Annotated in this window: 20 protein-coding genes; 9 read left to right on the forward strand and 11 right to left on the reverse strand. The window is 69.9% G+C overall.

Features of this window, described 5'->3' with window-relative positions; genetic code table 11:
• Positions 1-104: 104 nt before the first annotated feature.
• Together PKE78_RS15085 and PKE78_RS15090 are read left to right on the forward strand one after the other, a co-directional pair.
• Positions 105-1,361, forward strand: coding sequence for an amidase (locus PKE78_RS15085; protein WP_271201723.1), 1,257 nt, complete (start codon positions 105-107; stop codon positions 1,359-1,361).
• A gap of 74 nt (positions 1,362-1,435) precedes the next feature.
• Positions 1,436-3,265: a monovalent cation:proton antiporter-2 (CPA2) family protein gene (locus PKE78_RS15090; RefSeq protein ID WP_271201724.1), complete on the forward strand. Its 1,830-nt coding sequence runs from the start codon at positions 1,436-1,438 to the stop codon at positions 3,263-3,265.
• Positions 3,266-3,352: 87 nt separating this feature from the next.
• Here the strand turns inward: PKE78_RS15090 and PKE78_RS15095 are convergent, their stop codons facing one another.
• From PKE78_RS15095 to PKE78_RS15145, 11 genes are all read right to left on the reverse strand, one after another.
• Positions 3,353-5,482, reverse strand: coding sequence for a xanthine dehydrogenase family protein molybdopterin-binding subunit (locus PKE78_RS15095; protein ID WP_271201725.1), 2,130 nt, complete (start codon positions 5,480-5,482; stop codon positions 3,353-3,355).
• Positions 5,483-5,492: 10 nt separating this feature from the next.
• Entirely contained in the window at positions 5,493-6,473 is a 981-nt protein-coding gene (locus tag PKE78_RS15100) for an FAD binding domain-containing protein (RefSeq protein ID WP_271201726.1), read from the reverse strand.
• A complete protein-coding gene (locus PKE78_RS15105) occupies positions 6,470-7,117 on the reverse strand; it encodes a 2Fe-2S iron-sulfur cluster-binding protein (protein ID WP_271201727.1) in 648 nt (215 codons plus the stop codon). Before PKE78_RS15105 ends, PKE78_RS15100 begins: the two co-directional genes overlap by 4 nt.
• 127 nt (positions 7,118-7,244) lie before the next feature.
• Positions 7,245-8,129, reverse strand: a complete 885-nt coding sequence (locus tag PKE78_RS15110; protein ID WP_271201728.1) for an AraC family transcriptional regulator — start codon at positions 8,127-8,129, stop codon at positions 7,245-7,247.
• Positions 8,130-8,258: 129 nt separating this feature from the next.
• The gene (locus PKE78_RS15115; protein ID WP_271201729.1) at positions 8,259-8,684 is read right to left on the reverse strand and encodes a hypothetical protein; all 426 of its coding nucleotides are present in this window, start codon (positions 8,682-8,684) and stop codon (positions 8,259-8,261) included.
• Positions 8,685-8,748: 64 nt separating this feature from the next.
• Entirely contained in the window at positions 8,749-9,219 is a 471-nt protein-coding gene (locus tag PKE78_RS15120; protein WP_271201730.1) for a hypothetical protein, read from the reverse strand.
• Positions 9,220-9,234: 15 nt separating this feature from the next.
• Positions 9,235-9,585: a hypothetical protein gene (locus tag PKE78_RS15125; RefSeq protein ID WP_271201731.1), complete on the reverse strand. Its 351-nt coding sequence runs from the start codon at positions 9,583-9,585 to the stop codon at positions 9,235-9,237.
• Positions 9,586-9,690: 105 nt separating this feature from the next.
• On the reverse strand, positions 9,691-10,140 hold the full coding sequence (cynS, locus tag PKE78_RS15130; protein ID WP_271201732.1) for a cyanase: 450 nt from the start codon (positions 10,138-10,140) through the stop codon (positions 9,691-9,693).
• Between the two features lie 81 nt (positions 10,141-10,221).
• A complete protein-coding gene (locus tag PKE78_RS15135) occupies positions 10,222-11,133 on the reverse strand; it encodes an ABC transporter ATP-binding protein (RefSeq protein ID WP_271201733.1) in 912 nt (303 codons plus the stop codon).
• Between the two features lie 5 nt (positions 11,134-11,138).
• On the reverse strand, positions 11,139-11,984 hold the full coding sequence (gene ntrB / locus PKE78_RS15140) for a nitrate ABC transporter permease (protein WP_271201734.1): 846 nt from the start codon (positions 11,982-11,984) through the stop codon (positions 11,139-11,141).
• A gap of 3 nt (positions 11,985-11,987) precedes the next feature.
• Positions 11,988-13,346 carry a CmpA/NrtA family ABC transporter substrate-binding protein gene (locus tag PKE78_RS15145; RefSeq protein WP_271201735.1) on the reverse strand — a complete coding sequence of 453 codons (1,359 nt, stop codon included), beginning with the start codon at positions 13,344-13,346 and terminating at the stop codon, positions 11,988-11,990.
• A gap of 157 nt (positions 13,347-13,503) precedes the next feature.
• Here PKE78_RS15145 and PKE78_RS15150 point away from each other — a divergent pair, with 157 nt between their 5' ends.
• The 7 genes from PKE78_RS15150 (at position 13,504) to typA (ending at position 24,074) form a co-directional block, all read left to right on the forward strand.
• Complete coding sequence (locus tag PKE78_RS15150; RefSeq protein ID WP_271201736.1) at positions 13,504-15,372, forward strand: sigma 54-interacting transcriptional regulator; 1,869 nt, start codon at positions 13,504-13,506, stop codon at positions 15,370-15,372.
• Between the two features lie 106 nt (positions 15,373-15,478).
• Positions 15,479-16,972, forward strand: coding sequence for a carboxypeptidase M32 (locus tag PKE78_RS15155; RefSeq protein WP_271201737.1), 1,494 nt, complete (start codon positions 15,479-15,481; stop codon positions 16,970-16,972).
• A gap of 167 nt (positions 16,973-17,139) precedes the next feature.
• Positions 17,140-17,847, forward strand: a complete 708-nt coding sequence (locus tag PKE78_RS15160) for a sulfate transporter family protein (protein WP_271201738.1) — start codon at positions 17,140-17,142, stop codon at positions 17,845-17,847.
• 99 nt (positions 17,848-17,946) lie between these two features.
• On the forward strand, positions 17,947-20,217 hold the full coding sequence (locus PKE78_RS15165) for a transglycosylase domain-containing protein (protein WP_271201739.1): 2,271 nt from the start codon (positions 17,947-17,949) through the stop codon (positions 20,215-20,217).
• A 67-nt stretch (positions 20,218-20,284) separates the two neighbouring features.
• A complete protein-coding gene (locus PKE78_RS15170) occupies positions 20,285-20,698 on the forward strand; it encodes a VOC family protein (RefSeq protein ID WP_271201740.1) in 414 nt (137 codons plus the stop codon).
• Positions 20,699-20,797: 99 nt separating this feature from the next.
• Complete coding sequence (locus tag PKE78_RS15175) at positions 20,798-22,030, forward strand: argininosuccinate synthase (RefSeq protein ID WP_271201741.1); 1,233 nt, start codon at positions 20,798-20,800, stop codon at positions 22,028-22,030.
• A 217-nt stretch (positions 22,031-22,247) separates the two neighbouring features.
• Complete coding sequence (gene typA, locus PKE78_RS15180) at positions 22,248-24,074, forward strand: translational GTPase TypA (protein WP_271201742.1); 1,827 nt, start codon at positions 22,248-22,250, stop codon at positions 24,072-24,074.
• Positions 24,075-24,109 lie beyond the last annotated feature (35 nt).

Raw genomic sequence — 24,109 nt, forward strand, 5'->3', positions numbered from 1 at the left:
TCGCAGCGTTCACGGACGCGTCATGACGTTTGACCGCGTCCCGCTGGCGGTTTTCACCCGCTAAGCTTCCGGCGTCAGGAATCATCCACGCGGGACCGCCGCTCATGACCCACACGCCGTTGCGCGACACGCTCGCTGAAATCGCGCGCGGGGACATCACGGCCACGGAGGCGTTCGACGCCTGCGCCGCCGCGATCGAGGCGCGCGAGCCCGAGATCAGGGCCTTCGCGCACCTCGATCTCGACCGCGCGCGCGACGCCCTGCCCGGCCGCGCCGGCCTGCCGCTTGGCGGCCTGCCCGTCGCGCTCAAGGACATCTTCGACAGCGCCGACATGCCGACGACCTACGGCTCGCCGATCTACGCCGGCTGGCGGCCGAAAACCGACGCCGCGGTCGCGGCCAGACTGAAGGCGCTCGGCGCGAGCCTCGTCGGCAAGACCGTCACGACCGAGTTCGCGATGGCCCATCCGGGCCCGACGCGCAATCCGCGCGATCCGGCCCGCACGCCCGGCGGCTCGTCCTCCGGATCGGCCGCGGCGGTCGCGGCCGGCATGGCGCCGGTCGGGATCGGCACCCAGACGGCCGGCTCGGTCATTCGTCCCGCGTCCTTCTGCGGGATCGTCGGCTTCAAACCGAGTTTCGGAACGCTGCCGACCGCCGGCATGAAACCGCTCGCGCCGAGCTTCGACACCGTCGGCCTGTTCGGCCGCGCCGTCGACGACTGCGCTTTGCTCTACGACCTGCTGCTCGGCGGCGACGGCGCCCCGATCCCGCCCGCGGCCGGCCGCTTGCGCATCGGCCTCGTGCGCGGCGCGAACTGGAGCGAGGCTTCGCCGGAAGCCCAGGCCGCGCTGCTCGGCGCCGCTGAGACGCTCGCGGACGCCGGCCACGCCGTCGAGGAGATCAGGCCGCCGGCCTCGTTCGAGGAACTCGACGCCGCGCACTGGACCATCATGGCGCGCGAGGCGTCGCTCGCTACCGCCTTCGAACAGGCGACCGCGCCGAAGCGCATCAGCGCCTCGTTCTCCCGCCTGATCGCGGACGGGCTCGCCGTCTCCGCCGCGCTCCATGCGGCGGCGCTCGCGCAGATGAACGCAGCGCGCGCCGAGATGGACGGGCTCGAGGCGGGCTTCGACCTGCTGCTGACCTTCAGCGCGCCGGGACCGGCGCCGGTCGGTCTGGAGTTCACGGGATCGCCGGTGTTCAACCGGCTCTGGAGCGCGCTCGGAACGCCCTGCGCGACCCTCCCCGTGCGCACCGAGGCTCCGGCGCCGATCGGCGTGCAACTCGTCGGTCGCCGCTACGACGACGCGAGCTTCCTGGCGCGGGCGCGCGCCGTGGAGCAGGCGCTCGCCGCCTGACCGGCGGGCGAAGTGGCGCGCCGGGCCCGCATGGGGTACGGCCAGACGTTAGGCGGGACGGCGGGAGGCGCGGAATGGCGGCGGCGGGCGGATCGAACGAACTGGTTCAGGTGGTGGCGCTGCTCGGCGCCGGCGTGGTGGCGGTGCCGATCTTCCGCAGGCTCGGCCTCGGCTCGGTGCTCGGCTACTTCGCGGCCGGCATCATCATCGGTCCGTTCGCGATCGGACTGTTTCCCGATCCGGCCTCGGTGCTTCATGTCGCCGAGTTCGGCGTCATCATGCTGCTGTTCATCATCGGGCTTGAGATGCAGCCCTCGCGCCTCTGGGGGCTGAGACGTGAGATCTTCGGCCTCGGCCTGGCGCAGGTGGCGGCCTGCGGCGCGCTGCTGACCGGCGCCGGCGTCCTGGCCGGGCTGTCGGCGCCGGTGGCCTTCGTCGCCGGCATGGGCTTCGTGCTGTCCTCGACCGCCGTGGTGATGCAGATGCTGGAGGAGCGCGGCGACACCTCGACGCCGGCTGGCCAAAAGGCGGTCTCGATCCTGCTGCTGGAGGACCTCGCGATCGTGCCGCTGCTCGCGATCGTCGCCTTTCTCGCCCCGCAGGACACGCACGCCGGCGGCTCGCGCGTCACCGGCATCGCGATCGCCGTGGCCGCGATCATCGGGCTGGTCGTGGCCGGCCGCTATCTGCTCAACCCGATGTTCAAGATCCTCGCCCGGTCCAAGGCGCGCGAGGTGATGACGGCCGCCGCCCTGCTGGTGGTGCTGGGCTCGGCGCTGTTGATGGACCTCGGCGGCCTGTCGATGGCCATGGGCGCCTTCCTCGCCGGCGTGCTGCTGTCGGAATCGACCTTCCGCCACCAGCTCGAGGCGGACATCGAGCCGTTCCGCGGCATCCTGCTCGGCCTGTTCTTCCTCGCCGTCGGCATGTCGCTCGATCTGCCCGCGATCGCCGCCAACTGGGCGATGGTCGTCGCCGTGGTGATCGGCTTCGTTGCGGTCAAGGCCGCCGGCATCTTCGCGGTCGCCCGCCTGTTCGGGTCCAGCTGGCGCGAGGCGGTGGACCGCACGGCGCTGTTCGCCCAGGGCGGCGAGTTCGCCTTCGTGCTCTATGGCGCAGCCACGGCGTCGGGCGTCATGGACGCACGCGAGAACGCGGTCTTCACCGCCGCAGTCATCATCTCCATGGCGCTGACGCCGTTCACCGCGCTCGCGCTGAAGCGGCTGATGCCCCCGCGCCCGGAGACCTCGCTCGACAATGTCGAGCGGGCGGACGGCCTCACCGGCTCGGTGCTGATCATCGGCTTCGGGCGGTTTGGGCAGATGGTGAGTCAGCCGCTGCTGGCGCGCGGCTTCGACGTCTCGATCATCGAGCTCGACGTCGAGATGATCGAGGCCGCGGCCGAATTCGGCTTCAAGGTCTATTACGGCGACGGCGCCCGGCTCGACGTGCTGCGCACCTCGGGCGCCGGAGAGGCCCGCGCCATCGTCGTCTGCGCCGACGGCCGGCAGACCGCGAGCAAGATCGCCGATCTGGCCCGTCACGAATTCCCGCAGGCGCAGCTCTACGTCCGCGCCTATGACCGCGGCCACGCCATCGACCTGATCCGGAGCGGCGTCGACTACCAGCTTCGCGAGACCTTCGAGTCCGCCATGGTTTTCGGCGAGGCGGTCCTGGTCGGGCTCGACGTGCCCGAGGAGGAGGCGGCGGAGATCGTGGCCGACGTCCGCAGGCGCGACGAAGAGCGGCTGACGCTCCAGGTCGCCGGCGACATCTATTCCGGCATCGACCTGATGAACGGCAACGCGCCGATCCCGAGCCCGCTGACGCGGCCGAAGCGCCGCGGCGTGATCTATGACGAAGCGCTGATCGGGCCCCCCAAGCCGAGCGTCTCGGGCGGCTAAGCGCGCAGACAACCTCTCGTCACGCCCGCCTTCGCGGCCATGACGAGAGGTCGAGATCAGACGTGGGCGATCCTTGGAAAGCCCGCATCAGACGCCCGCGATGACCTGATCGAGCGTGATCGGGAACCGGCGCGCGCGCACCCCGGTCGCGTTGAACACCGCGTTCGCGAGCGCCGCGCCCGCCCCGCAGATGCCGAGTTCGCCCACGCCCTTCGCGCCCAGCGCATTCGCGCGCTCGTCGTGCTCGTCGATGAAGAAGGCGTCGACGTTCGCCGCGTCAGCGTGGGCCGCGACGTGATACTCGCCAAGGTCGCCATTCACGATGTGGCCGGTGCGGGGATCGTTCACCGCCTCCTCGAACAGGGCCGAGGACACGCCCCAGATCATGCCGCCGATCATCTGGGAGCGCGCGGTCTTGGCGTTGAGGATACGACCCGCCGCGAACGCGCCGAGCATGCGCCGCATCCGGATCTCGCCGGTGTCTTCGTCCACCTCGACCTCGGCGAAATGCGCGCCGAAGCAGTATTGCGAGAAGTCCTTGTAGGCCTGGGTGTCGCGCATGCCCTTGACCGAGCCGGTCGCCTCGAACACCCGCGCCTCGTCCGTGCGCGCCATCTCGGCCTTCACCTTCAGGCAGGCGTCGTGGACCGCGGAGGCCGAACTCGCCGCGCCCCAGGAGCCGCCCGAGCCCGGACTGACGGGAAACCGGCTGTCGCCGAGCTCCACCTTGACCGCCGCCAGCGGGACGCCGAGCGTCTCGGCCGCGACCTGCGTCAGGATGGTGTAGGTGCCGGTGCCGATGTCGGTCATGTCGGTGCGCACGATGACGCTGCGGTCCTCGGCCACGCGGACGTAAGCCGCGCACGGCCCGATGTAGTTCGGCCGGATCGCGGCGGAGACGCCGTAGCCGATCAGCTTCGCGCCCTCGCGCCGCTCGCGCGGAGACTTCGGCCGGTCCGCCCAGCCGAAGCGCGCCGCGCCCTCCCGCAGACACTCCACGAGATGGCGGGACGAAAACGGCTTCTTCTTCTCCGGATCGATCTGGGTGTCGTTCAGGATGCGGAACTCGACCGGGTCCATGCCGAGTTTGTGGCAAAGCTCGTCGATCGCGCTCTCGAGCGCCAGCAGGCCCGGCGCCTCGCCCGGCGCGCGCACCGGCTCGCCGCCCTGCATGTCCAGATTGACGAGGCGGTGCCGCGTCAGGATCGCCGGCGCGCCGTAGAGCGCGCGCGTCGAGGACGCGGTCTGCTCGGCGAACTCCTCGACGGGCGAACTCTGCATCCAGACCTCGTGCGAGACGCCCGTCAGCCGGCCGTCCCGCGACGCCGAAAGCCGCACCCGCTGGATCGCCTCCGGCCGATGCCCGACGGTGTAGAAGGTCTGGCGGCGCGTCTGGACCGCTTTGACCGGCCGCGACAGCGCCTTCGCCGCGAAAGCGGCGAGCGCGGTCTCGGCGCGCATGCCGAGTTTACCGCCGAAGCCGCCGCCGACATAGGAGCTGACAAGGCGGACCTTCTCCTTGTCGATCCCGAGCGTCGCCGCAAGGCTCGCGCGCGCGTTGGCGATCGTCTGGCTCGCGGTGAAGACGGTGAGTTCGTCGCCGTCCCATTCCGCCACCGCCGCATGGGGCTCGATGGCCATGTGGTGCTGCTGGGCGACGTGATAGGTCTCGTCGACCTTCACGGGGGCGACGGCGAATGCGGCCTCGAAGTCCCCGACCTCGGTGTCGGTCGGCATGCCCACATTGATGGTTTGGGGCGCGTAGGCGTCGCGGAGATGCTCCTCCAACCCGATCGCGTGCGGCTCCGCCTCGTAGGTCACCTTCACGAGGTCGGCCGCGGCGCGGGCCTGCTCGAACGTGTCGGCCACCACGAAGGCGACGGGCTCGCCCCAGTGCCGCACGCGGTCGTCGCCGAGGACGGGCCGGGCGCGCTGGAAGCGGTTGCCGGCGATGCGCGCCGGACCGAACTCAGGCTGCTTCGGCGCGTTCCGATGCGTCATCACCAGCCGGACGCCGGGCGCCGCCTCCGCCGCCGCGGCGTCGATCGCCGTCACGCGGCCCTTGGCGACGGTCGCGCCGACGATGACGCCGTGAAGCGGCGGCGCGGACGGCTTGCGCTCGGCGGCGTAGCGCGCGGCGCCGGTGACTTTCAGGCGGCCGTCGACGCGGTCGAGCGGTTCGCCGATCGGGCCTTTGGTCGGGCTCAGGGTGGTCATGTCGCGGCCCTCACGAGACGTCGCCGGCGGCGTCGGCGAGCGTGCGCCGGATCGCCCGCCGGGCGAGATCGATCTTGAAATCGTTGTGGCCGTAGCCGCGAGCCCCCGAGAGAGCCGCGTCCGCGATCCGGTCGAACAGGCGCGTCTCGACGCCGCCGTCGAACAGACGCTCGGCCTCCTCCACCCGCCACGGCTTGTGCGCGACGCCGCCGAGCGCGAGCCTGCCGCCGCGGACGCGGCCGTCGGCGGCGTCGACCACCGCCGCGACCGAGACCAGCGCGAAGGCGTAGGACGCGCGGTCGCGAACCTTGCGGTAGACCTGACGGCCCGGCGGCGGCGGCGGCAGCAGCACCGCGGTGATCAGCTCGCCATGGCCCAGCGTCGTCTCCGGCCCCTCGCCCGGCGCCCGGTACAGCTCGCCGAGCGGGATCTCGCGGGGCGCGCCCTCGCCCGTCACGGTCTCGACCCGGGCGTCGAGCGCGGCCATCGCCACGGCCATGTCCGAGGGGTTGGTGGCGATGCAGGCCTCGGTCGCGCCCAGCACGGCGTGGATCCGGTTGAAGCCGCCGAGCGCGGCGCAGCCGGAGCCGGGCGTGCGCTTGTTGCACGGCTGCGAGACGTCCGCGAAGTAGAAGCAGCGGGTGCGCTGGAGCAGGTTGCCGCCGGTCGAGGCCATGTTGCGAAGCTGGCCGGAGGCGCCGGCGAGCAGCGCGCGCGACAGCAGCGGATAGAGTTTGCGAACCTGTTCGTCGGCCGCAAGCACGCTGTTTTTCACCTGGGCGCCGATCTTCAGCCCGCCCTCGGGCCTCGGCTCGATCGCGTCGAGCTTCAGGCGCGAAACGTCCACGAGATGGCCCGGCCTCTCGACGCCGAGCTTCATCAGGTCGACGAGGTTGGTGCCGCCGGCGATGAAGCGCGCGTCCGGGCGGGCGGCGACGGCGCGGGCCGCGGCCGCCGGGTCGCTCGCGCGCTCATAGGTGAAGGGGGTCACAGCGCGCCTCCTTCGCTGACGTCGCGTATGGCGGCGACGATGTTGGGATAGGCGGCGCAGCGGCAGAGATTGCCGCTCATGCGCTCACGGATTTCGCCGTCGTCGAGGTCGCCGCGCGCGAGCAGATCGCCCGAGACGTTGCTCGGCCAGCCGGCCTTCGCCTCCGCCAGCATGCCGACGCCCGAGCAGATCTGGCCCGGCGTGCAGAAGCCGCACTGGAAGGCGTCGCGCTCCAGAAACGCCGCCTGCATCGGGTGCAGGTCGTCGCCCGCCGCAAGGCCCTCGACGGTAACGACCTCGTCGCCCTCATGCATCACCGCGAGGGTGAGGCAGGAGACGACGCGGCGGCCGCCGACGAGCACCGTGCAGGCGCCGCATTGGCCGTGGTCGCAGCCCTTCTTCGCGCCCGTGAGGTCGAGATGATCGCGCAGCGCGTCGAGCAGCGTGGTGCGGGGATCGAGGCTGAGGCTGCGCGCCTCGCCATTGACGGTGAGCCGCACGTCAGCGCCCCCCGCCATCGGCGACAGAGCGGGCGCGGCGTGCGCCGGCGCGAGGCCCGGTAGCCCGGCCGCGAGGCACGCGGCCGCTGCGGTCGTTCCCTCCAGAACGTCGCGGCGCGACGGGCGGAAGCGGGGTGTCGTCATGTCGTGCCTTCGGCCTCCTGCGGAGCGCCTGCGGCCGGTGTCCCCCGAAATCCCGGGCGCAGGCGGAAACGATGGTCATTTCAAACGGCCCCCGATGCTTTCGTCTTTCAGCTTTCCGGCGCCGCTTTCAAGATCCGGGCGCTGCAGCGCGACGCCAGGCCTTCGGGGTCGTCCCGGTGCGGCGGCGGAACACGGTCGTGAAGTGGCTCTGGCTGGAGAAGCCGAGCGCGAAGGCGATCTCGGCGATCGAAAGCTCGGACGCCGCCAGCATGCGCTCGGCGGCGCGCACGCGACGCTCCAGCACATAGGCGTAAGGGGCGAGACCGGTCGCGGTCCGGAACCGGCGCGCGAACCGGTCGACCGGCATCTCGACCAGCGCGGCGAGATCGGCGAGCGAGACGTCCGCGGCGAGATTGGAGTCGACATGGTCGGCGACGCGCGCGAGCTGCCGGCGCGACAGCCCGCCCGAAGCCTCCTGCGAAGCCGCCGTCGCGCCGTCGAGCGCCGCAAGCCGCATCGCCATCAGCGCGACGGCGTGCTCGGCGTAAGCCGCCGAGGGCGCGAGGCCCGCGGCCGCGTCGTCGCGCAGGCTTCTGAGCAGCGCGGCGACCACCTGGTCCTCGCCGTTGACGAAGGGAGCCGGCGCACGGAACGGCCCGCCGGCGAGCCGGTCCATCGTCTCCGGCGCGATCCAGATCGCGGCGTAGGACATGTCCGCCTTGCGATAGGCGCCGTAGCGGGAGGCGCCGGCGGGGATGAAGCTCAGCGCGCCCGGCGCGTCGCGGCCATCATAGGAGCGCCCGCCGTCGACGCGGACCTCAGTCGTCGCGGTGCCGCCCGCCCCCGTCAGCACGATCAGATGATGCGGCGACGTCCATTCGATCTCGGCGTCGTCGCAGGTCCAGCGTCGGCTGTCGAAGGTGACCGCGCCCTCACCCCAGGCGATCGAGGCGGGCGGCGTCACCGCGCCGCCGCGCTCGCGGATGCGGCCCTGGCCGACAAGTGGTCTCATGCTCCGCCCCGCCATCGCGTGGTAGGGCGCGACGCCGAACGCGTCCCGCCGTATCGCGACGAAGGTAGGGCGCGCTCGCGGGAATAGAACCGTTCGAAATCAATCTCGGCGCCCGCGCGCGTGGCGCGCTCAGCGGCCGCAGAACACCGTCAGGTGGAACGGACCGTCGGCCAGTACGCCATTGACGTCGAAGACCCGCACGAACACCCCGGTTGGAGTGCCGGCCCGCGGCGACACCGACGCAATCAGCGAGGGAGGACTGTTGTAGGCCTCGACGATGCCGACCGTCGCCGTGAGCGCGCAGTTGGTGATGTCGCGGCCAAAGTTCACTTCGTAAGCGCCGACGGAGAGGCGACCCGCACCGTCGGCCCCCTCTCCGCGAACCAACAGGCCATCCCCTCGTACCGCGGCGGACATCAGCGCCATACCGAGGTCGGAGGCTGACGGCGTGGGCGAGGCTTTGGCTCCCGGCCGCGGCTCGTTCTGGTCCGACGCCAGCGCCGGCGCGACGAAGGCGCCAAGCAGAAGGGCTGTCGCGGCGAAGCGGTTCAGCATGGGCTAACTCCTTTGAGGCGGCGTCACCGGCCGCAGAACATCGCAGCCTTGAGCGGACGGCGCGTCATCGGCCGCAGAACACGAGGACATGGAAGCCGAGCGGCAGCTCGGCGCCATCGACGCGGAACGTCTCGACGTAGACGCCCCTCACGTTTCCGGCTCGACCGATGACGGCGGCGACGCCTTTCGGCGGTATGCCGAAGGGCTCGAAACCGCCGATGTCCACGGTGTAAGCGCACGCCGTCACATCGCGGCCGAAGATGACTTCGTACTGATGGCTCAGGCCGACCACGGCCGAAGATTCGACGCCCTCGCCCCGTGCAAGCGTCCCATCGGCTCTAACGACGGCGGACATCAACGCCATTCCGAGATCGCTCGCCGAAGGCGTGCTCGACGCCCGACCGCCCGGCGGCGGATCGTTAGGTCCTTGCGCAAGAGCCGGAACCGCGCAGGCGACGAAGGCGCTCAGGATCACGAGAAAAAGCGCAGAAATCCCGTACGGCGCCCTTAAGGCGCCGCTTGCAAGAAGGGCCATGGCCAGCTTTCCGGATCAGTCCTGGCACTTCACCAGAATGGAGAACAGCCGGTCGGCGGCCGCGCCGTTGGCGGCGAAGGTCAGCACGTTCAGGATGGCGGGCTGCCCGGACACCGTGGCGATAGTGAGCATGCCGGGCGTCGCGCCGATGATGGTCGCCTGCCAGGAGCAAGTGGTCACCGCGCGCGGGAACGTGATCCGATAGGAGCCGAGCGCGGTTCGCTGCACCGCCGCGACGCCGGACACCGTCCGGGCCGTGCCGTTGCTGTTGAACGAGCCCCAAAACTCCGCCATTCCGGTGCCGGCGGCGGCAGGCGTCGCGATGGCCAGCGCCAGAGCCAGCCCAGCCTTGATTCCATATGACATGATGTGCGCCCCCCGCGCCTGTTCTGATCCGCGGATCAAAGCGCGCGCGAGGGACAAACGCCAGTCCATAATAGTACCAATAGCGCTAGACTAACGTCTATTGCGTCAATAACGCTTGTAGCTCAGGAACTTGCCGGACATTCCAATTTTTACGCGGTCGCCCTTTTGGTCGGGCTGGCGCTCCATCGTCATGTCGAAGTCGATGGCGGACATGATTCCGTCGCCGAATTCCTCGTGGATCAGCTCCTTCCAGGTCGTGCCATAGACCTGGATCAGCTCGTAGAAGCGGTAGATCACCGGATCGGTGGGCGGCACCTGCGGCAGCGACCCGCGATAGGGGATCTCGGTCAGGATGATCTTCGCCTCTTCCGGCAGGTCGAGCAGCTCCGCCGCCTTCTCCGCCTCGTTCGGCTCGAGCCGCATCTGCCCGAGCAGCGCCGCCGTGATCACGATCGGCGAGGTCGAGACCGACACCTTCTCGTGGATCTGCTTCCAGGTGAGGCCCTTCATGCGCTTGGCGGTGAGGACGAGTTCGGTCACTTCGGCGCGGGTCATGGCGCACGGCTCCTGTGGTGGTCGTGGTGCTCAGGTCAGGTCGTAAAAGTCCGGCGGCGCGGCCCGCCGCCGGGGGACGGGTCAGGCGATCGCCGCGGATCGTGGCGAGCCGTCGTCGGCGAGGGTCTCGACGCCGACGGGCTTCGCGCCCGGGCGCACGACCGGCGGCTTGCGCGGGTCGTAAGGTTTGCCCTCGATCTCCGCGGCGAAGTTCTTCGAGCGGGTCACGAGGAAATCGAGCAGGTGGTTGCGCAGCGCGTAGTAGTTGGCGTGCTTGTGCATCGTCGCCGGCCGACGGTCCTTCGGCAGGGTGTTCTCGACGATCTCGGCGATCTTCGCGCCCGGCCCGTTGGTCATCAGCACGATCTTGTCGGCGAGCAGCATGGCCTCGTCGATGTCGTGGGTGATCATGAACACGGTCTGCTCGGTCTCGGTGCAGATGCGGCGCACCTCGTCCTGCAGCGAGCCGCGGGTGAGCGCGTCTAGCGCTGAGAACGGCTCGTCCATCAGCAGCATCTTGGGCTCGATCGCGAGCGCGCGGGCGATGCCGACGCGCTGCTTCATGCCGCCCGAGAGCTCCGCCGGCTTCTTGTGCTCCGAGCCGGTGAGATGCACGACGTCGATGTACTTCTGGCAGTGCGCCCGCACCTTCTCCCGGCCCCACTCGGGATGGCGGGAGGTCACCGCGAAGGCGATGTTGCCGATGACCGTCATCCACGGCAGCAGCGAGTGACCCTGGAAGATCACGGCGCGATCGAGGCTCGGGCCCGAAATCTCGCGCCCGTCGACGATCACCGCGCCGCCGGAGGGCTGGTCGAGGCCGGCGAGCACGTTGAGGATCGTGGTCTTGCCGCAGCCGGAATGGCCGATCAGGCAGACGAACTCGCCCTTCTGGATCGGCAGCCAGACGTTCTCGAAGATCGTCGTCTCGCCGCCGCCGCGGGCGGGATAGCGGCGCGCCAGCGCCTCGATGGAGATGAGGGGCTTCGTCATCGCGGTCACTCCCGGTAGGCCACGAGCCGAGCGGCGCGGCCGAGCGCGACGTCGAGCGCCATGCCGACGAGGCCGATCAGCAGGATCGCGGTGATGATGTTGCCGATCGAGAGGTTGTTCCACTCGTTCCAGACGAAGTAGCCGATGCCAGTGCCGCCCACGAGCATCTCGGCCGCCACGATCACGAGCCAGGCGATGCCGATCGAGATCCGCATGCCGGTCATGATGGTCGGCGCCGCCGCCGGCAGGATGACGAGGAAGGCCTTCCGCAGCGCCCCGACCTCGAGCGTCGCGGCCACGTTGAGCCATTCCTTCCGCACGCTCGCGACGCCGAAGGCGGTGTTGATCAGCATCGGCCACAGCGAGCAGATGAAGATGACGAAGATCGCAGAGATGCCGGAGTCCTTGATCGTGTAGAGCGCGAGCGGCATCCAGGCGAGCGGCGAGATCGGCTTCAGCACCTGAATGAAGGGGTCGAGCGCGCGATAGACCAGCGGCGACATGCCGATCAGGAAGCCGAGCGGGGTCGCGACCGCGGCCGCGAGCAGGTAGCCGAGCAGCACGCGGCCGAGCGAATAGGCGAGCTGGACGCCGACGCCCTGGTCGTTGGCGCCGCGGACGTAGAACGGGTCCTTGAGATGGCCCCAGATCGTAGCTCCGACGTCGGCCGGCGTCGGGAACGCGCTCTTGGCCCCCTGCGCCGCCGCACCCGAAACGAGGGCGGCGTATTCCGGATCGACGTCGCCCGCAGCCCCCGTGGTCGGCATCGTGGCGAACTGCCACGCGCCGATGAACGCGGCGAAGATCAGAACCGACAGCAGGCCTGCGCGGAGGGAGAGGGAGCCGCGCATCGCTCAGCCCCGCTTGATCGCGAAGGAGGCGACGTACTCCTCCGGCTTCGACGGGTCGAACGGCTTGCCCATGACCGAGAAGGTTTTCGTGGTGGCCTGCGGCGGCGTGAGCCCGGCCTCCGCCATCAGCTTCGTGGCGTCGGTGGCGAGGAACACCTCCTTCGCGACCTTCTGATAGTCGACGTCGCCCTTGATCTGGCCCCAGCGCTTCATCTGGGTGAGAATCCAGACCGCGAAGCTTTCCCAGGGGAACGGGTCGAACGCGATGCGGTCGGCGTCCTTCTTCACGCCGCCGAGGCCGTCGGCGAAGGTGCCGGTCAGCACCTGCTCCACCACCGTCACCGGCTGGTTGAGGTAGTTGGTGGGCGCGATCGCGGCCGCGATCTCCTTGCGGTGCTCGGCCTTCTGGGCGTAGGCGGTCGCCTCGATGATCGCCTTTAGCAGCGCCTGGTAGGTGCCCGGCATTTCGGTCACGAACTGCCTCGACGCCGAGAACACGCAGCAGGGGTGGCCGTCCCACATCTCCTTCGACAGCAGGTGGATGAAGCCGACGCCGTCATAAACCGCGCGCTGGTTCACGGGGTCGGGCGCGAGGAAGCCGTCGATGTTGTCGGCGCGCAGGTTGGCGACCATCTCGGGCGGCGGCACGGCGCGGATCTGCACGTCCTTGTCCGGGTCGAGACCGGCCTCGGCGAGGTAGTAGCGCAGCAGGTAGTTGTGCATGGAGTAGTCGAACGGCACGGCGAACTTCATGCCGGCCCACGACTTCGGGTCGCGCTTGTCCTTGTGCTTCATGGCCAGCGTGATCGCCTGGCCGTTGATGTTCTCGATCGCCGGCGCCGACCACGGGATCGGGTTCGAGCCGACGCCCATGGAGATGGCGAGGGGCATCGGCGAGAGCATGTGCGCGGCGTCGTATTCCTTGTTGATCGCCTTGTCGCGGATGACCGCCCAGCCCGCCGTCTTCACCACCTCGACCTTGAGGCCCTGCTTCTCGTAGAAGCCCATCGGCGCGGCCATGATGATCGGCGTGGCGCAGGTGATCGGGATGAAGCCGACCTTGAGGTCGGTCTTCTCCGGCTTCAGCCCCTGTGCGAAGACATCGGTCGCGGTCGCGAGCGGAAACAGCGCGTTGACGGCGGCGATCGCGGTGCCGGCGCCCACCGCCGTCAGGAACGCGCGGCGGGTGGCGTCTTCGGGGAACAGCGCCCGCATCACGGCGCTCTCCACCACCCGCGACGTCTGCGCGTCGCCGGAGACCGCCGAGGCGGCCGCATGTTCGGCCTCGCTACCATGCCGTCCACAGGAGCAGCCCGGCGTCAGGCGGTAACGTGCGTCGAACGGATCGTCGAAGGTGGTCATCGGCGCGGCTCCCAAAAAGGTTGCCTGTTTCCTTGCACGCCGCATGCCAACAGGCGGCGCGCCAGCGCCGTTCGCATTCTCTTGAGGCCGCGCCTTGCGCCGCAGATCACGACATGTCGTAAATGACGATATCTCGTCACTCTCCTTACGACATGTCGTGACCTACGCCGCTTCCTCCCGAAAGCCGCTCGAAGCGCTCGCCTTCGACGAGGCCGCCGACGCGGCCCTGATCGTCGATCCCTTCGCCGACCGGATCGTCGACGCCAACGCCGCGGCCGACCGGCTGCTCGGGCGCCCACGCGCCGGGCTCGTCGGCGCCTCTTTCGCGGGCCTGCATCCGGGACAGCGGCCGGCGCTGGTGGTGTTCACCGACGCGGTTCTGACGCTCGGCCGGCACTGGACGCGCTCGCTCAGCCCCGACGCGGACGGACGCGCGCTTCGGCTCGAATATGTCGGGGTCCGTCTCGGCGAGGGACCGGAACTGCTGCTGACGCTCGCCGATCTCGACGAGCGGCGCCGCCGCGACGCCAACGCCGAGGCCGATCTCTACATCCGCGACGGCATCGCCGAGTGGCGCCGGGTCGAGCGCTTCTTCCAGGAGGTCGAGCGCGAGAACCAGCTCATCCTCAAGGCGGCCGGCGAAGGCGTCTACGGCGTCAACGCGGAAGGAGCGACGACCTTCCTCAACCCCGCCGCCGAGCGGATGCTGGGCTGGCGCGCCGAGGAGCTGGTCGGCCGCAACATGCACGCGACCGTGCACCATAAACACCCCGACGGCGCGCACTACCCGCACCACGACTGCCCGATCTACGCCGCCTTCAAGGACGGCGCGGTGCATCAGGTCTCCGACGAGGTGTTCTGGAAGAAGGACGGGACGCCGCTCTGGGTCGAGTACACCTCGACCCCGATCCGCGACCGCGGCGTCGTGGTGGGCGCGGTGGTGGTGTTCCGCGACATCGGCGAGCGGCGCCGCGCCGAGGAAGAGCTCCGCGCCGCGCTCGCCGAGGTCGAAAGCCTTCGCGAGCGGCTGGAGCTCGAGAACGCCTATCTGCAGGAGGAGATCCGGCGCGAGGGCCGCCATCGCGGCATCATCGGAGGGAGCGCCGCGATCGAGACCGTGCTGCGCCAGATCGACCTCGTCGCGCCCACCGACGCCACCGTGCTGATCACCGGCGAGAGCGGCACCGGCAAGGAGCTGATCGCCCGTGCGATCCACGAGGCGAGCGCCCGGTCGGAACGGCCGATGATCCGGGTGAACTGCGGCGCGATCCCGCGGGAGCTGTTCGAGAGCGAGTTTTTCGGCCACGCCCGCGGCGCCTTCACCGGCGCGCTGCGCGACCGCGTCGGCCGCTTCGAGCTCGCCCATGGCGGCACGCTGTTCCTGGACGAGGTGGGAGAGATCCCGCTGGAGCAGCAGGCGAAGCTGCTGCGCGTGCTGCAGGAGGGCCAGGTCGAGCGCGTCGGCGAGGAGCGCACCCGCGCCGTCGACGTGCGGGTCATCGCCGCCACCAACCGCGACCTCGACGCCGAGGTGCGCCGGGGCGCCTTCCGCCGCGACCTGTACTTCCGGCTCAACGTGTTCCCGATCCACTCCGCGCCCTTGCGCGACCGGGCGGAGGACGTGCCGGCGCTCGCGCTCCACGCGCTCAAGCGGCAGCCGAACGCGGCGGCGCTGTCTCTGAGCGAACGCGACATGCGGCGGCTCGTGGCCTACGACTGGCCGGGCAACGTCCGCGAGCTGGAGAACGTGATCGAGCGCGGCGCCATCCTCGCCCGCGACGGACGGCTCCGCATCGACCTGCCCGAGGCCGGCCCCCGCGCGCCGCAAACGAGCGCGGCGCCCGCGGCGGGCCCCGGCGGCATCCTCACCGAGGAGGCCCGGCGCGCTCGCGACGCCGCCAGCATCCGCGCCGCGCTCGCCGCGGCAGGCGGCAAGGTCTCCGGTCCCGGCGGGGCCGCCGAACGGCTTGGACTGAGGCCCACGACGCTGGCCTCGCGCATGAAGGCGCTCGGGATCGGGCGGTGACTTCCATGCGCCGGGTTTAGCGAGAAGCCTTGCGCGACGACGGGCGCCGTCGCCACATCGGCGCTGGCCCGCCAACACCGACTCCGAACCGTCCCGAAAGCCGCCCATGACCGCCTACGCCGAACTCGCCGCCCATTTCGGCCGCATCTCCGCGCTCTCGAACGCGCTCGGGGTGCTGCACTGGGACCACGCCGCGGTGATGCCGAAGGGCGCGGCGGAGACGCGCGCCGAGAGCGTGGCGCAGCTCGAGGTGCTGAAGCACGGCATGCTGGTGGACGCGCGGCTCGGCGACTGGCTCGACGAGGCCGAGGCCGACGACGGCCTCGGTGCCTGGGAGCGCGCGAACCTGCGCGAGATCCGCCGCATCTGGACGGTCGAGACCGCCCTGCCCTCCGATCTCGTCGCCGCCTCCAGCAAGGCGACCTCGGCCTGCGAGATGGCCTGGCGGCAGGCGCGCGCGGACAGCGACTTCAAGTCCCTGCTGCCGCTTCTGACCCAGGTTCTGGTGCTCCAGCGCGAGATCGGCCGCGCCAAGGGCGAGAAGCTCGGGCTCTCGCCCTACGACGCCCTGCTCAACGACTACGAGCCCGGCGGCCGCTCGGCGGCGATCGATGTGGCCTTCGACGACCTCGCGGCCTTCCTGCCGGCCTTCACCGAGGAGGCGCTCGCCGCGCAGGCGCGCCGCCCGGCGCTGCCGGCGCTCGACGGTCCGTTCCCGGTCGAGAAGCAGCGCGCGCTCGGATTGAAGATGATGGAGGCCCTCGGCTTCGACTTCGCGCGCGGCCGGCTCGACGTCTCGACGCATCCGTTCTGCGGCGGCGCCGACAACGACGTCCGCATCACCACCCGCTACGACGAGGCCGACTTCACCAGCGCGCTGATGGGCGTGCTGCATGAGACCGGCCATGCGCTCTACGAGCAGGGCCGCCCGCAGGCCTATATGAGCCAGCCGGTCGGCGCCGCGCGCGGCATGAGCCTGCACGAAAGCCAGTCGCTGCTGGTGGAGATGCAGGCCTGCCGCAGCCGCGAGTTCATCGGCTTCGCGGCCCCGCTGATGCGCGAGGCCTTCGGCGGCTCGGGTCCTGCCTGGGAGCCGGAGACGATGTGGCGGCGCTACACGAAGGTCGCGCGCGGCTTCATCCGCGTCGACGCCGACGAGGTCACCTACCCCGCCCATGTCATCCTGCGCTACCGCCTCGAGAAGGCGCTGATCGCGGGCGACGCCGATCTCGCCGACCTGCCGGCGCTGTGGGCGAACGGCATGCGCGAGCTGCTGGGCGTCACGCCGCCCGACGACGCCCGCGGCTGCCTGCAGGACATCCACTGGCCAAGCGGCGGCTGGGGCTACTTTCCGACCTACACGCTGGGCGCCATGACCGCGGCTCAGCTGTTCGACTCCGCCGTGCGCGCCGAACCGGACGCGCTGCCGGGGATCGCCCGCGGCGACTTCCGTCCGCTGCTGGCCTGGCTGCGCGAGAACGTCCATGAACAGGCCTCGCTGCTCACGACCGACGAACTCCTGACCCGCGCCACCGGCCGCCCGCTCGACGCCGGCGTGTTCAAGGCCCATCTCGCCCGCCGGTATCTCGACGCGGCGTGACGATCGCCGGCCACGACTGGGTCCGTGTCATGCCCGGCGAAGCCGGGTATCCACGACTTGGGCGTCGCGCCTGTCGGAAAGTCATGGATACCCGCGCGAAAGCGCGGGCATGACGATCGCGAACGACTGAGGCCGGGGCTCCCACCGCGGCGAACAGAGGATCTCCAATGCTCGATTCGGCGATCAAGGCGGCGCGGCAGGTGTTCTCGCCGCCGTTCCGCGCGGTGCTGTTCAAATCGCTCGGGCTGACGCTGCTGCTGCTCGCGGTCGGCTGGATCGGCTTGCAGGCGCTGGCGGAGCATCTGCTGACGCTGGAAAACCCGACGCTGAACCTCGTCGCCCGCATCGTGGCGGGGCTCGGCACGGCGTTAGGAATGCTGTTCCTGGTCGTGCCTGTGACCGCGGCCATCGCCGGGCTGTTTCTCGACGACATCGCCGAGGTGGTGGAGCGGGAGCACTACCCGCGGGATCCCGCTGGCGCCGCCGTGCCGCTGGTCCGAGGGCTCGCGTTGTCAGCGCGCTTCGGCCTGCTGGTGCTCGGCCTGAACCTTCTGATGCTGCCGCTGCTGTTCGTTCCCGTCATCGGCCAGATCATCTGGCTCGTCGTGAACGCCTACCTCCTCAGCCGGGAGTACTTCTCGCTCGCGGCCATGCGGTTCCGCAGCGAGGCGGACGCGACCGCGTTGCGGAGACGCAACAGGTTCAAAGTGTTCGCAGCCGGCCTCGTCACCGCCGCGCTGGTGATCGTGCCGTTCGCGAACCTGCTGACGCCTCTGTTCGCAACGGCTTTCTTCGTCCACCTGCACAAGCGGGTCGCCCGCGCGGACGCGCAGCGGCTGGGAACCGAGGCGTCGCCGCCGCGTTTGCGGCCGTAACGGCCCTTAAACCCGCCGCATTCAAAGTCCACCCGGGGCATCGAGGGACGGCGCGGCTTGTTCGCGCCGAGGCGTGTGACGTGACGGAGTTTGGCGGCCATGGCGATCGGACGCGGGTCCGCGCGGGACGAACGGCTGGAGCCGCGCTTCGACGCGCATCCGGAGGCGTCTTTCGACCTCAGACTGACCGCAGACGACCGGCCCTCGAACGGCGGCCGCGCCGAACCCCGGCTCGATCCGGCGAGCGAGCCGCCCCTGTCAGACGGACGCCGCGAGCCTACCTTCTCGGCGACGCGGGCGGATGCGGAGCCGCCGCGCGAAAAACTCTCCTACTGGGCCTGGGTCATGGGACGTAGCCGGCCAGCGAAGCGCCGCGGCTCAAACGGAGGCGGACGCCCGCCGAAACGGCGGAGCAGCCTGCTCGGCCGGCTCCTGTCGCTCATCGTCGTGCTCGGCCTGTTCGGCGCGGTCGGCGCCGGCGGGCTCGTCGCCTATTACGCCTCCGGCCTTCCCCCGACGGACAAGCTCGAGATTCCGAAGCGCCCGCCCAACGTCGTGATCGCGGCGCTCGACGGCAAACCGATCGCCAACCGCGGCGAGACCGGCGGCGCGCAGGTTCCGTTGTCCGACATGCCGAAATTCGTGCCGCAGGCCTTCATCGCGATCGAGGACCGCCGGTTCTACGACCACTGGGGCGTGGACTTCATCGGCCTCGCCCGCGCCATGAAGACCAATCTGGAGCACGGCACGCTGGTGCAGGGCGGATCGACCCTGACGCAGCAGCTCGCCAAAAACCTGTTCCTGACGCCGGAGCGCTCGCTCGAGCGCAAGGTGCAGGAGGCCGTGCTCGCCTTCTGGCTCGAGCGGAAGTTCGGCAAGGACAAAATTCTGGAGATGTACCTCAACCGCGTCTACTTCGGCGCGGGCGCCTATGGCGTCGAGGCGGCGTCCCAGCGCTATTTCGGCAAATCCGTCCGCAAGATAAACATCAGCGAAGCCGCCACCTTGGCTGGCCTCGTCAAGGCGCCGTCGCGGCTGTCGCCGACCCGTGACCCGGACGGCGCCCGCGCCCGCGCCGACCTCGTGCTGTCGTCGATGGCCGACGAAGGCTACATCGGCCGCGACGAGGCCAACCGCGCCTTCAAGCTGCACCCGCCCGCGCCGGCGCCGAAGCCGGAAGGCGCGGTCGGCTACGCCGCCGACTGGGTCATGGAGCAGCTCGACGGGCTGGTGGGCCTCTACGATGAGGACCTGACCGTCCAGACCACGATCGATCCGGCCCTGCAGACCGAAGCCGAGCGCGACGTGTCCGAGGCGATCGCCAAGCGTGGCGGCGCGTTGAAGGTCACGCAGGGCGCGCTCGTCTCCCTCGCGCCGGACGGCGCGGTGCGGGCCCTGGTCGGGGGGCGCTCCTACGCCGACAGCCAGTTCAACCGCGCGGTCTCCGCCAAGCGGCAGCCGGGCTCGGCCTTCAAGCCGTTCGTCTATCTGACCGCGCTGGAGCTCGGCCTGACCCCGGACGCGGTGCGGGTCGACGCGCCCTTGAAGATCAAGGGTTGGACGCCGGAGAACTACTCCCGCCGCTACGGCGGCCCCATGACGCTGACCGACGCGCTGGCGCATTCCGTCAACACCGTCGCGGTGCGTCTCGGCGTCGAGGTCGGCCCGGTCAACGTGGTGCGCACGGCCGAGCGCATGGGCATCTCCTCGCAGCTCGCGCCCAATCCTTCGGTCGCGCTCGGCACCTCCGAGGTCACGCCGCTCGAACTCGCGGCCGCCTACGCCCCGTTCGCGAACGGAGGAATGGCCGCAAAGCCGTACATCGTCACCCGCGTCACCACCGGCGACGGCGAGGTGCTGTTCAACCGGCGGCCCGATGCGCCGAACGAGGTGGTCGACATCGAGCGCGTCGGCATGATGAACGCCATGCTGTCGGAGACGATCCGGTCCGGAACTGCGAAGGGCGCGGTTCTCCCGGGCTGGCCCGCCGCGGGCAAGACGGGGACGTCCCAGGATTTCCGCGACGCCTGGTTCGTCGGGTACACGTCCCACCTCGTCACCGCCGTATGGCTCGGCAACGACGACAACAGCCCGACCAAGAAGGCCTCGGGCGCCGGTCTTCCGGTGCAGATTTGGAGCCGTTTCATGACGGCCGCCCATCGCAGCGCGGCGGTCGCGGCGCTTCCGGGCGACTGGAGCCCGCAGGTCGCCGGCTATGGCGAGCCCGGCGACGTCTACCAGACCGGACCGGGCGGGTCGGCGGACGAGCCCGACGGACGATGGGTCGAGGCGCCGCCGCCCCAGCGGCGCGCCCGCCGTGACGACGGCGGGCCGCTCGGCTTCCTGCGCGGTTTGTTCGGCGGCCTCTGACGCCGGAGGCGCGCCGCCCCATGTCATGCCGACGGCGGACATCGCCGACCGACATGGGAGACCGAGGATGACAGCCCCCGCGAACGCCGGTCCGCCGACCGTCTACCCCGCCTTCAGGTTCGACGACGCGCCCGCCGCGATCGACTGGCTTGAGCGCGCCTTCGGCTTTCGCCGCGGTCTGGTCGTGCCGGGCGAAGACGGCGCGATCGCCCATGCCGAGCTGAGCTTCGGCGCCGGCGGCGTGATGCTGGGCTCGCCGCGCAAGGCGCCGTCCGACGACCCCTGGGCGGACGCCCGCTTCGGGCTCTACGTCGTGGTCGAGAAGGTCGACGCCCATTACGAGGCGGCGAAGGCCGCGGGCGCCCGCATCGTCCGCGAGGTCAACGACACCGAATATGGCTCGCGCGAGTATTCGGCGCTCGACCTCGAAGGCAATCTCTGGAGTTTCGGCAGCTACCGTCCGGGCGACGCCGGCGTCTGAACGCCGCCGTCGCGATCGTTCCCACGGGTTGCGCCGCGCGCCGCGATGGCTAGAGTGCGCCGCGCTTCAAGCCCCTCAGGATCCCGGACCCCCCTCGCAATGTCTGACGCCGCTTCCGTGAAAAAGGTCGTCCTCGCCTATTCCGGCGGCCTCGACACCTCCGTCATCCTCAAGTGGCTCCAGACCACCTACAACTGCGAGGTCGTGACCTTCACCGCCGATCTCGGCCAGGGCGAAGAGCTTGAGCCCGCGCGCAAGAAGGCCGAGTTGCTCGGCATCAAGCCGGACAACATCTTCATCGACGACCTGCGCGAAGAGTTCGTGCGGGACTTCGTGTTCCCGATGTTCCGCGCCAACGCGGTTTATGAGGGCCAGTATCTGCTCGGCACCTCGATCGCGAGGCCGCTGATCGCCAAGCGCCAGATCGAGATCCTCCGCGCGACCGGCGCGGACGCCGTGGCCCATGGCGCGACCGGCAAGGGCAACGATCAGGTCCGCTTCGAGCTCGCCTACTACGCACTTGAGCCGGAAGTGAAGGTGATCGCGCCGTGGCGCGAATGGGACCTGACCTCCCGCACGAAGCTGATCGAGTTCGCCGAACAGCACCAGATCCCGATCGCCAAGGACAAGCGCGGCGAGGCGCCGTTCTCAGTCGACGCCAATCTGCTGCACTCGTCCTCCGAAGGTAAGGTGCTCGAAGATCCGAGCCTCCCGGCGCCGGAAGACGTGCACATGCGCACGATCTCGCCCGAGGACGCGCCGGACCAGCCGACCCTGATGTCGATCGACTTCGAGAAGGGCGACGCGGTCGCGATCGACGGCGAGCCGCTGTCGCCGGCGGCGATCCTGACGCGGCTGAACGAGCTCGGACGGGCGAACGGCATCGGCCGGCTCGACCTGGTCGAGAACCGCTTCGTCGGCATGAAGTCCCGCGGCGTCTACGAGACCCCCGGCGGCACGATCCTGCTCGCAGCCCGCCGCGCGATCGAGTCGATCACGCTTGACCGCGGCGCGGCGCACCTCAAGGACGAGCTGATGCCGCGCTACGCCGAGCTGATCTACAACGGCTTCTGGTTCGCGCCGGAGCGGGAGATGCTGCAGGCGGCGATCGATCACTCCCAGAAGGAGGTTTCGGGCCGGGTGCGGCTGAAGCTCTACAAGGGCAACGTCATCGTCACTGGCCGCGACAGCCCGAACTCGCTCTACAATCAGGAGCTCGTCACCTTCGAGGACGGGGCGGTGGCCTACGACCACAGGGACGCGGCGGGCTTCATCAAGCTCAACGCCCTGCGCCTCCGGACGCTCGGGGCGCGCAAGCGGCGCGGGGCGTAAGGCGTCGTCCCGGCCGAAGATCCGGGATCGCCCTGCGGTTTTTGGCCTTTCGACGCGCTGTTCCGGCTCGGCATGAATGCCGTGCGGCACGGACGACGCATGGGTGTGTGTCCCACGCGCCCTTGCGTTTCCAGCCCGTTTCCCGCATGTGTGCGCCGCACACGAGACTTTTGACGAGAACAGCGGGCCCGCGCGCGCGGCCCCGAGGCGAGACCCCATGAAGCTCCGCAACATCGCGATCATCGCGCACGTCGACCACGGCAAGACCACGCTGGTCGACAAGCTGCTGCAGCAGTCCGGATCGTTCCGCGAGAACCAGCGGGTCGCCGAGCGCGTGATGGATTCGAACGATCTCGAGAAGGAGCGCGGCATCACCATCCTCGCCAAGGCGACCTCGGTCGTCTGGAAGGACACGCGCATCAACATCGTGGACACGCCCGGCCATGCCGACTTCGGCGGCGAGGTCGAGCGCATCCTGTCGATGGTCGACGGCGTGATCGTACTGGTTGACGCGGCCGAAGGCCCGATGCCGCAGACCAAGTTCGTGGTGTCGAAGGCGCTGAAGATTGGGCTGAAGCCCATCGTCGCGGTGAACAAGGTGGACCGGCCGGACGCGCGCTCCTCGGAAGTCATCAACGAGGTGTTCGACTTGTTCGCCGCGCTCGACGCCACCGACGAGCAGCTCGACTTCCCGATCCTCTACGGCTCGGGCCGGGACGGCTGGCTGAACCATTCGCCGGAAGGTCCGAAGGAGGACGGCCTCGCGCCGCTGTTCGACCTGATCCTCGAGCACGTGCCCGAAGCGAAGACCGAAGACGGTCCGTTCCGCATGCTAGGCACCCTGCTCGAGGCCAACCAGTTCCTCGGCCGCATCATCACCGGCCGCATCGCTTCGGGCACGGTGAAGCCGAACCAGACGGTCAAGGTGCTGGCGCGCGACGGCTCGCTGGTCGAGACCGGCCGCGTCTCCAAGATCCTCGCCTTCCGCGGCATCGAGCGCACCGCGATCGACGTCGGCGAGGCCGGCGACATCGTCTCGATCGCAGGCCTCGTGAAGGCGACCGTCGCCGACACCTTCTGCGATCCCGCGGTGACCGAGCCGATCCAGGCCCAGCCGATCGATCCGCCCACCGTGTCGATGAGCTTCATCGTCAACGATTCGCCGCTCGCCGGCACCGAAGGCGACAAGGTCACGAGCCGCGTGATCCGCGACCGGCTGCTCAAGGAGGCCGAGGGCAATGTCGCGCTCAAGGTCGAGGAGTCGGCGGAGAAGGACTCGTTCGTCGTGTCCGGCCGCGGCGAGCTCCAGCTCGCGATCCTGATCGAGACCATGCGCCGCGAGGGCTTCGAGCTCGGCGTCTCGCGTCCGCGCGTCGTGCTGCAGAAGAACGAGGCCGGCGAGACGGTCGAGCCGATCGAAGAGGTCGTGATCGACGTCGACGAGGAGCATTCCGGCGTCGTCGTGCAGAAGATGTCGGAGCGCAAGGCCGACATGCTGGAGATGCGCCCGTCCGGCGGCAACCGGCTGCGCCTCGTGTTCCACGCCCCGACCCGCGGCCTGATCGGCTATCAGGGCGAGCTGCTGACGGACACCAAGGGCACGGCGATCATGAACCGCCTGTTCCACTCGTACGGGCCGTACAAGGGCGAGATCTCGGGACGCGTGAACGGCGTGCTGATCGCGAACGAGCCGGGCGAGGCGGTGGCCTATGCGCTCTGGAACCTCGAGGACCGCGGCCCGATGATCATCGAGCCCGGCTGGAAGGTCTATCAGGGCATGCTGATCGGCATCCACAGCCGCGACAACGACCTCGAGGTCAACGTCCTCAAGGGCAAGAAGCTCACCAACATCCGCACCCAGTCGAAGGACGAGGCGGTCCGTCTCACCCCTCCGATCCGCATGACGCTGGAGCGCTCGCTCGCCTGGATCCAGGACGACGAACTGGTCGAGGTCACGCCGAAGTCGATCCGGCTGCGCAAGCGCCTGCTCGACCCGAACGAGCGCAAGCGCGAGAGCCGCAAGGCCGAGGCCGAAGTCGCCTGAACGGACGATCTTCGGTTGTTTCCAAGGTCGTAAGT

The sequence above is a fragment of the Methylopila turkensis genome, assembly GCF_027922325.1.
Lineage (GTDB): Bacteria > Pseudomonadota > Alphaproteobacteria > Rhizobiales > Methylopilaceae > Methylopila > Methylopila turkensis.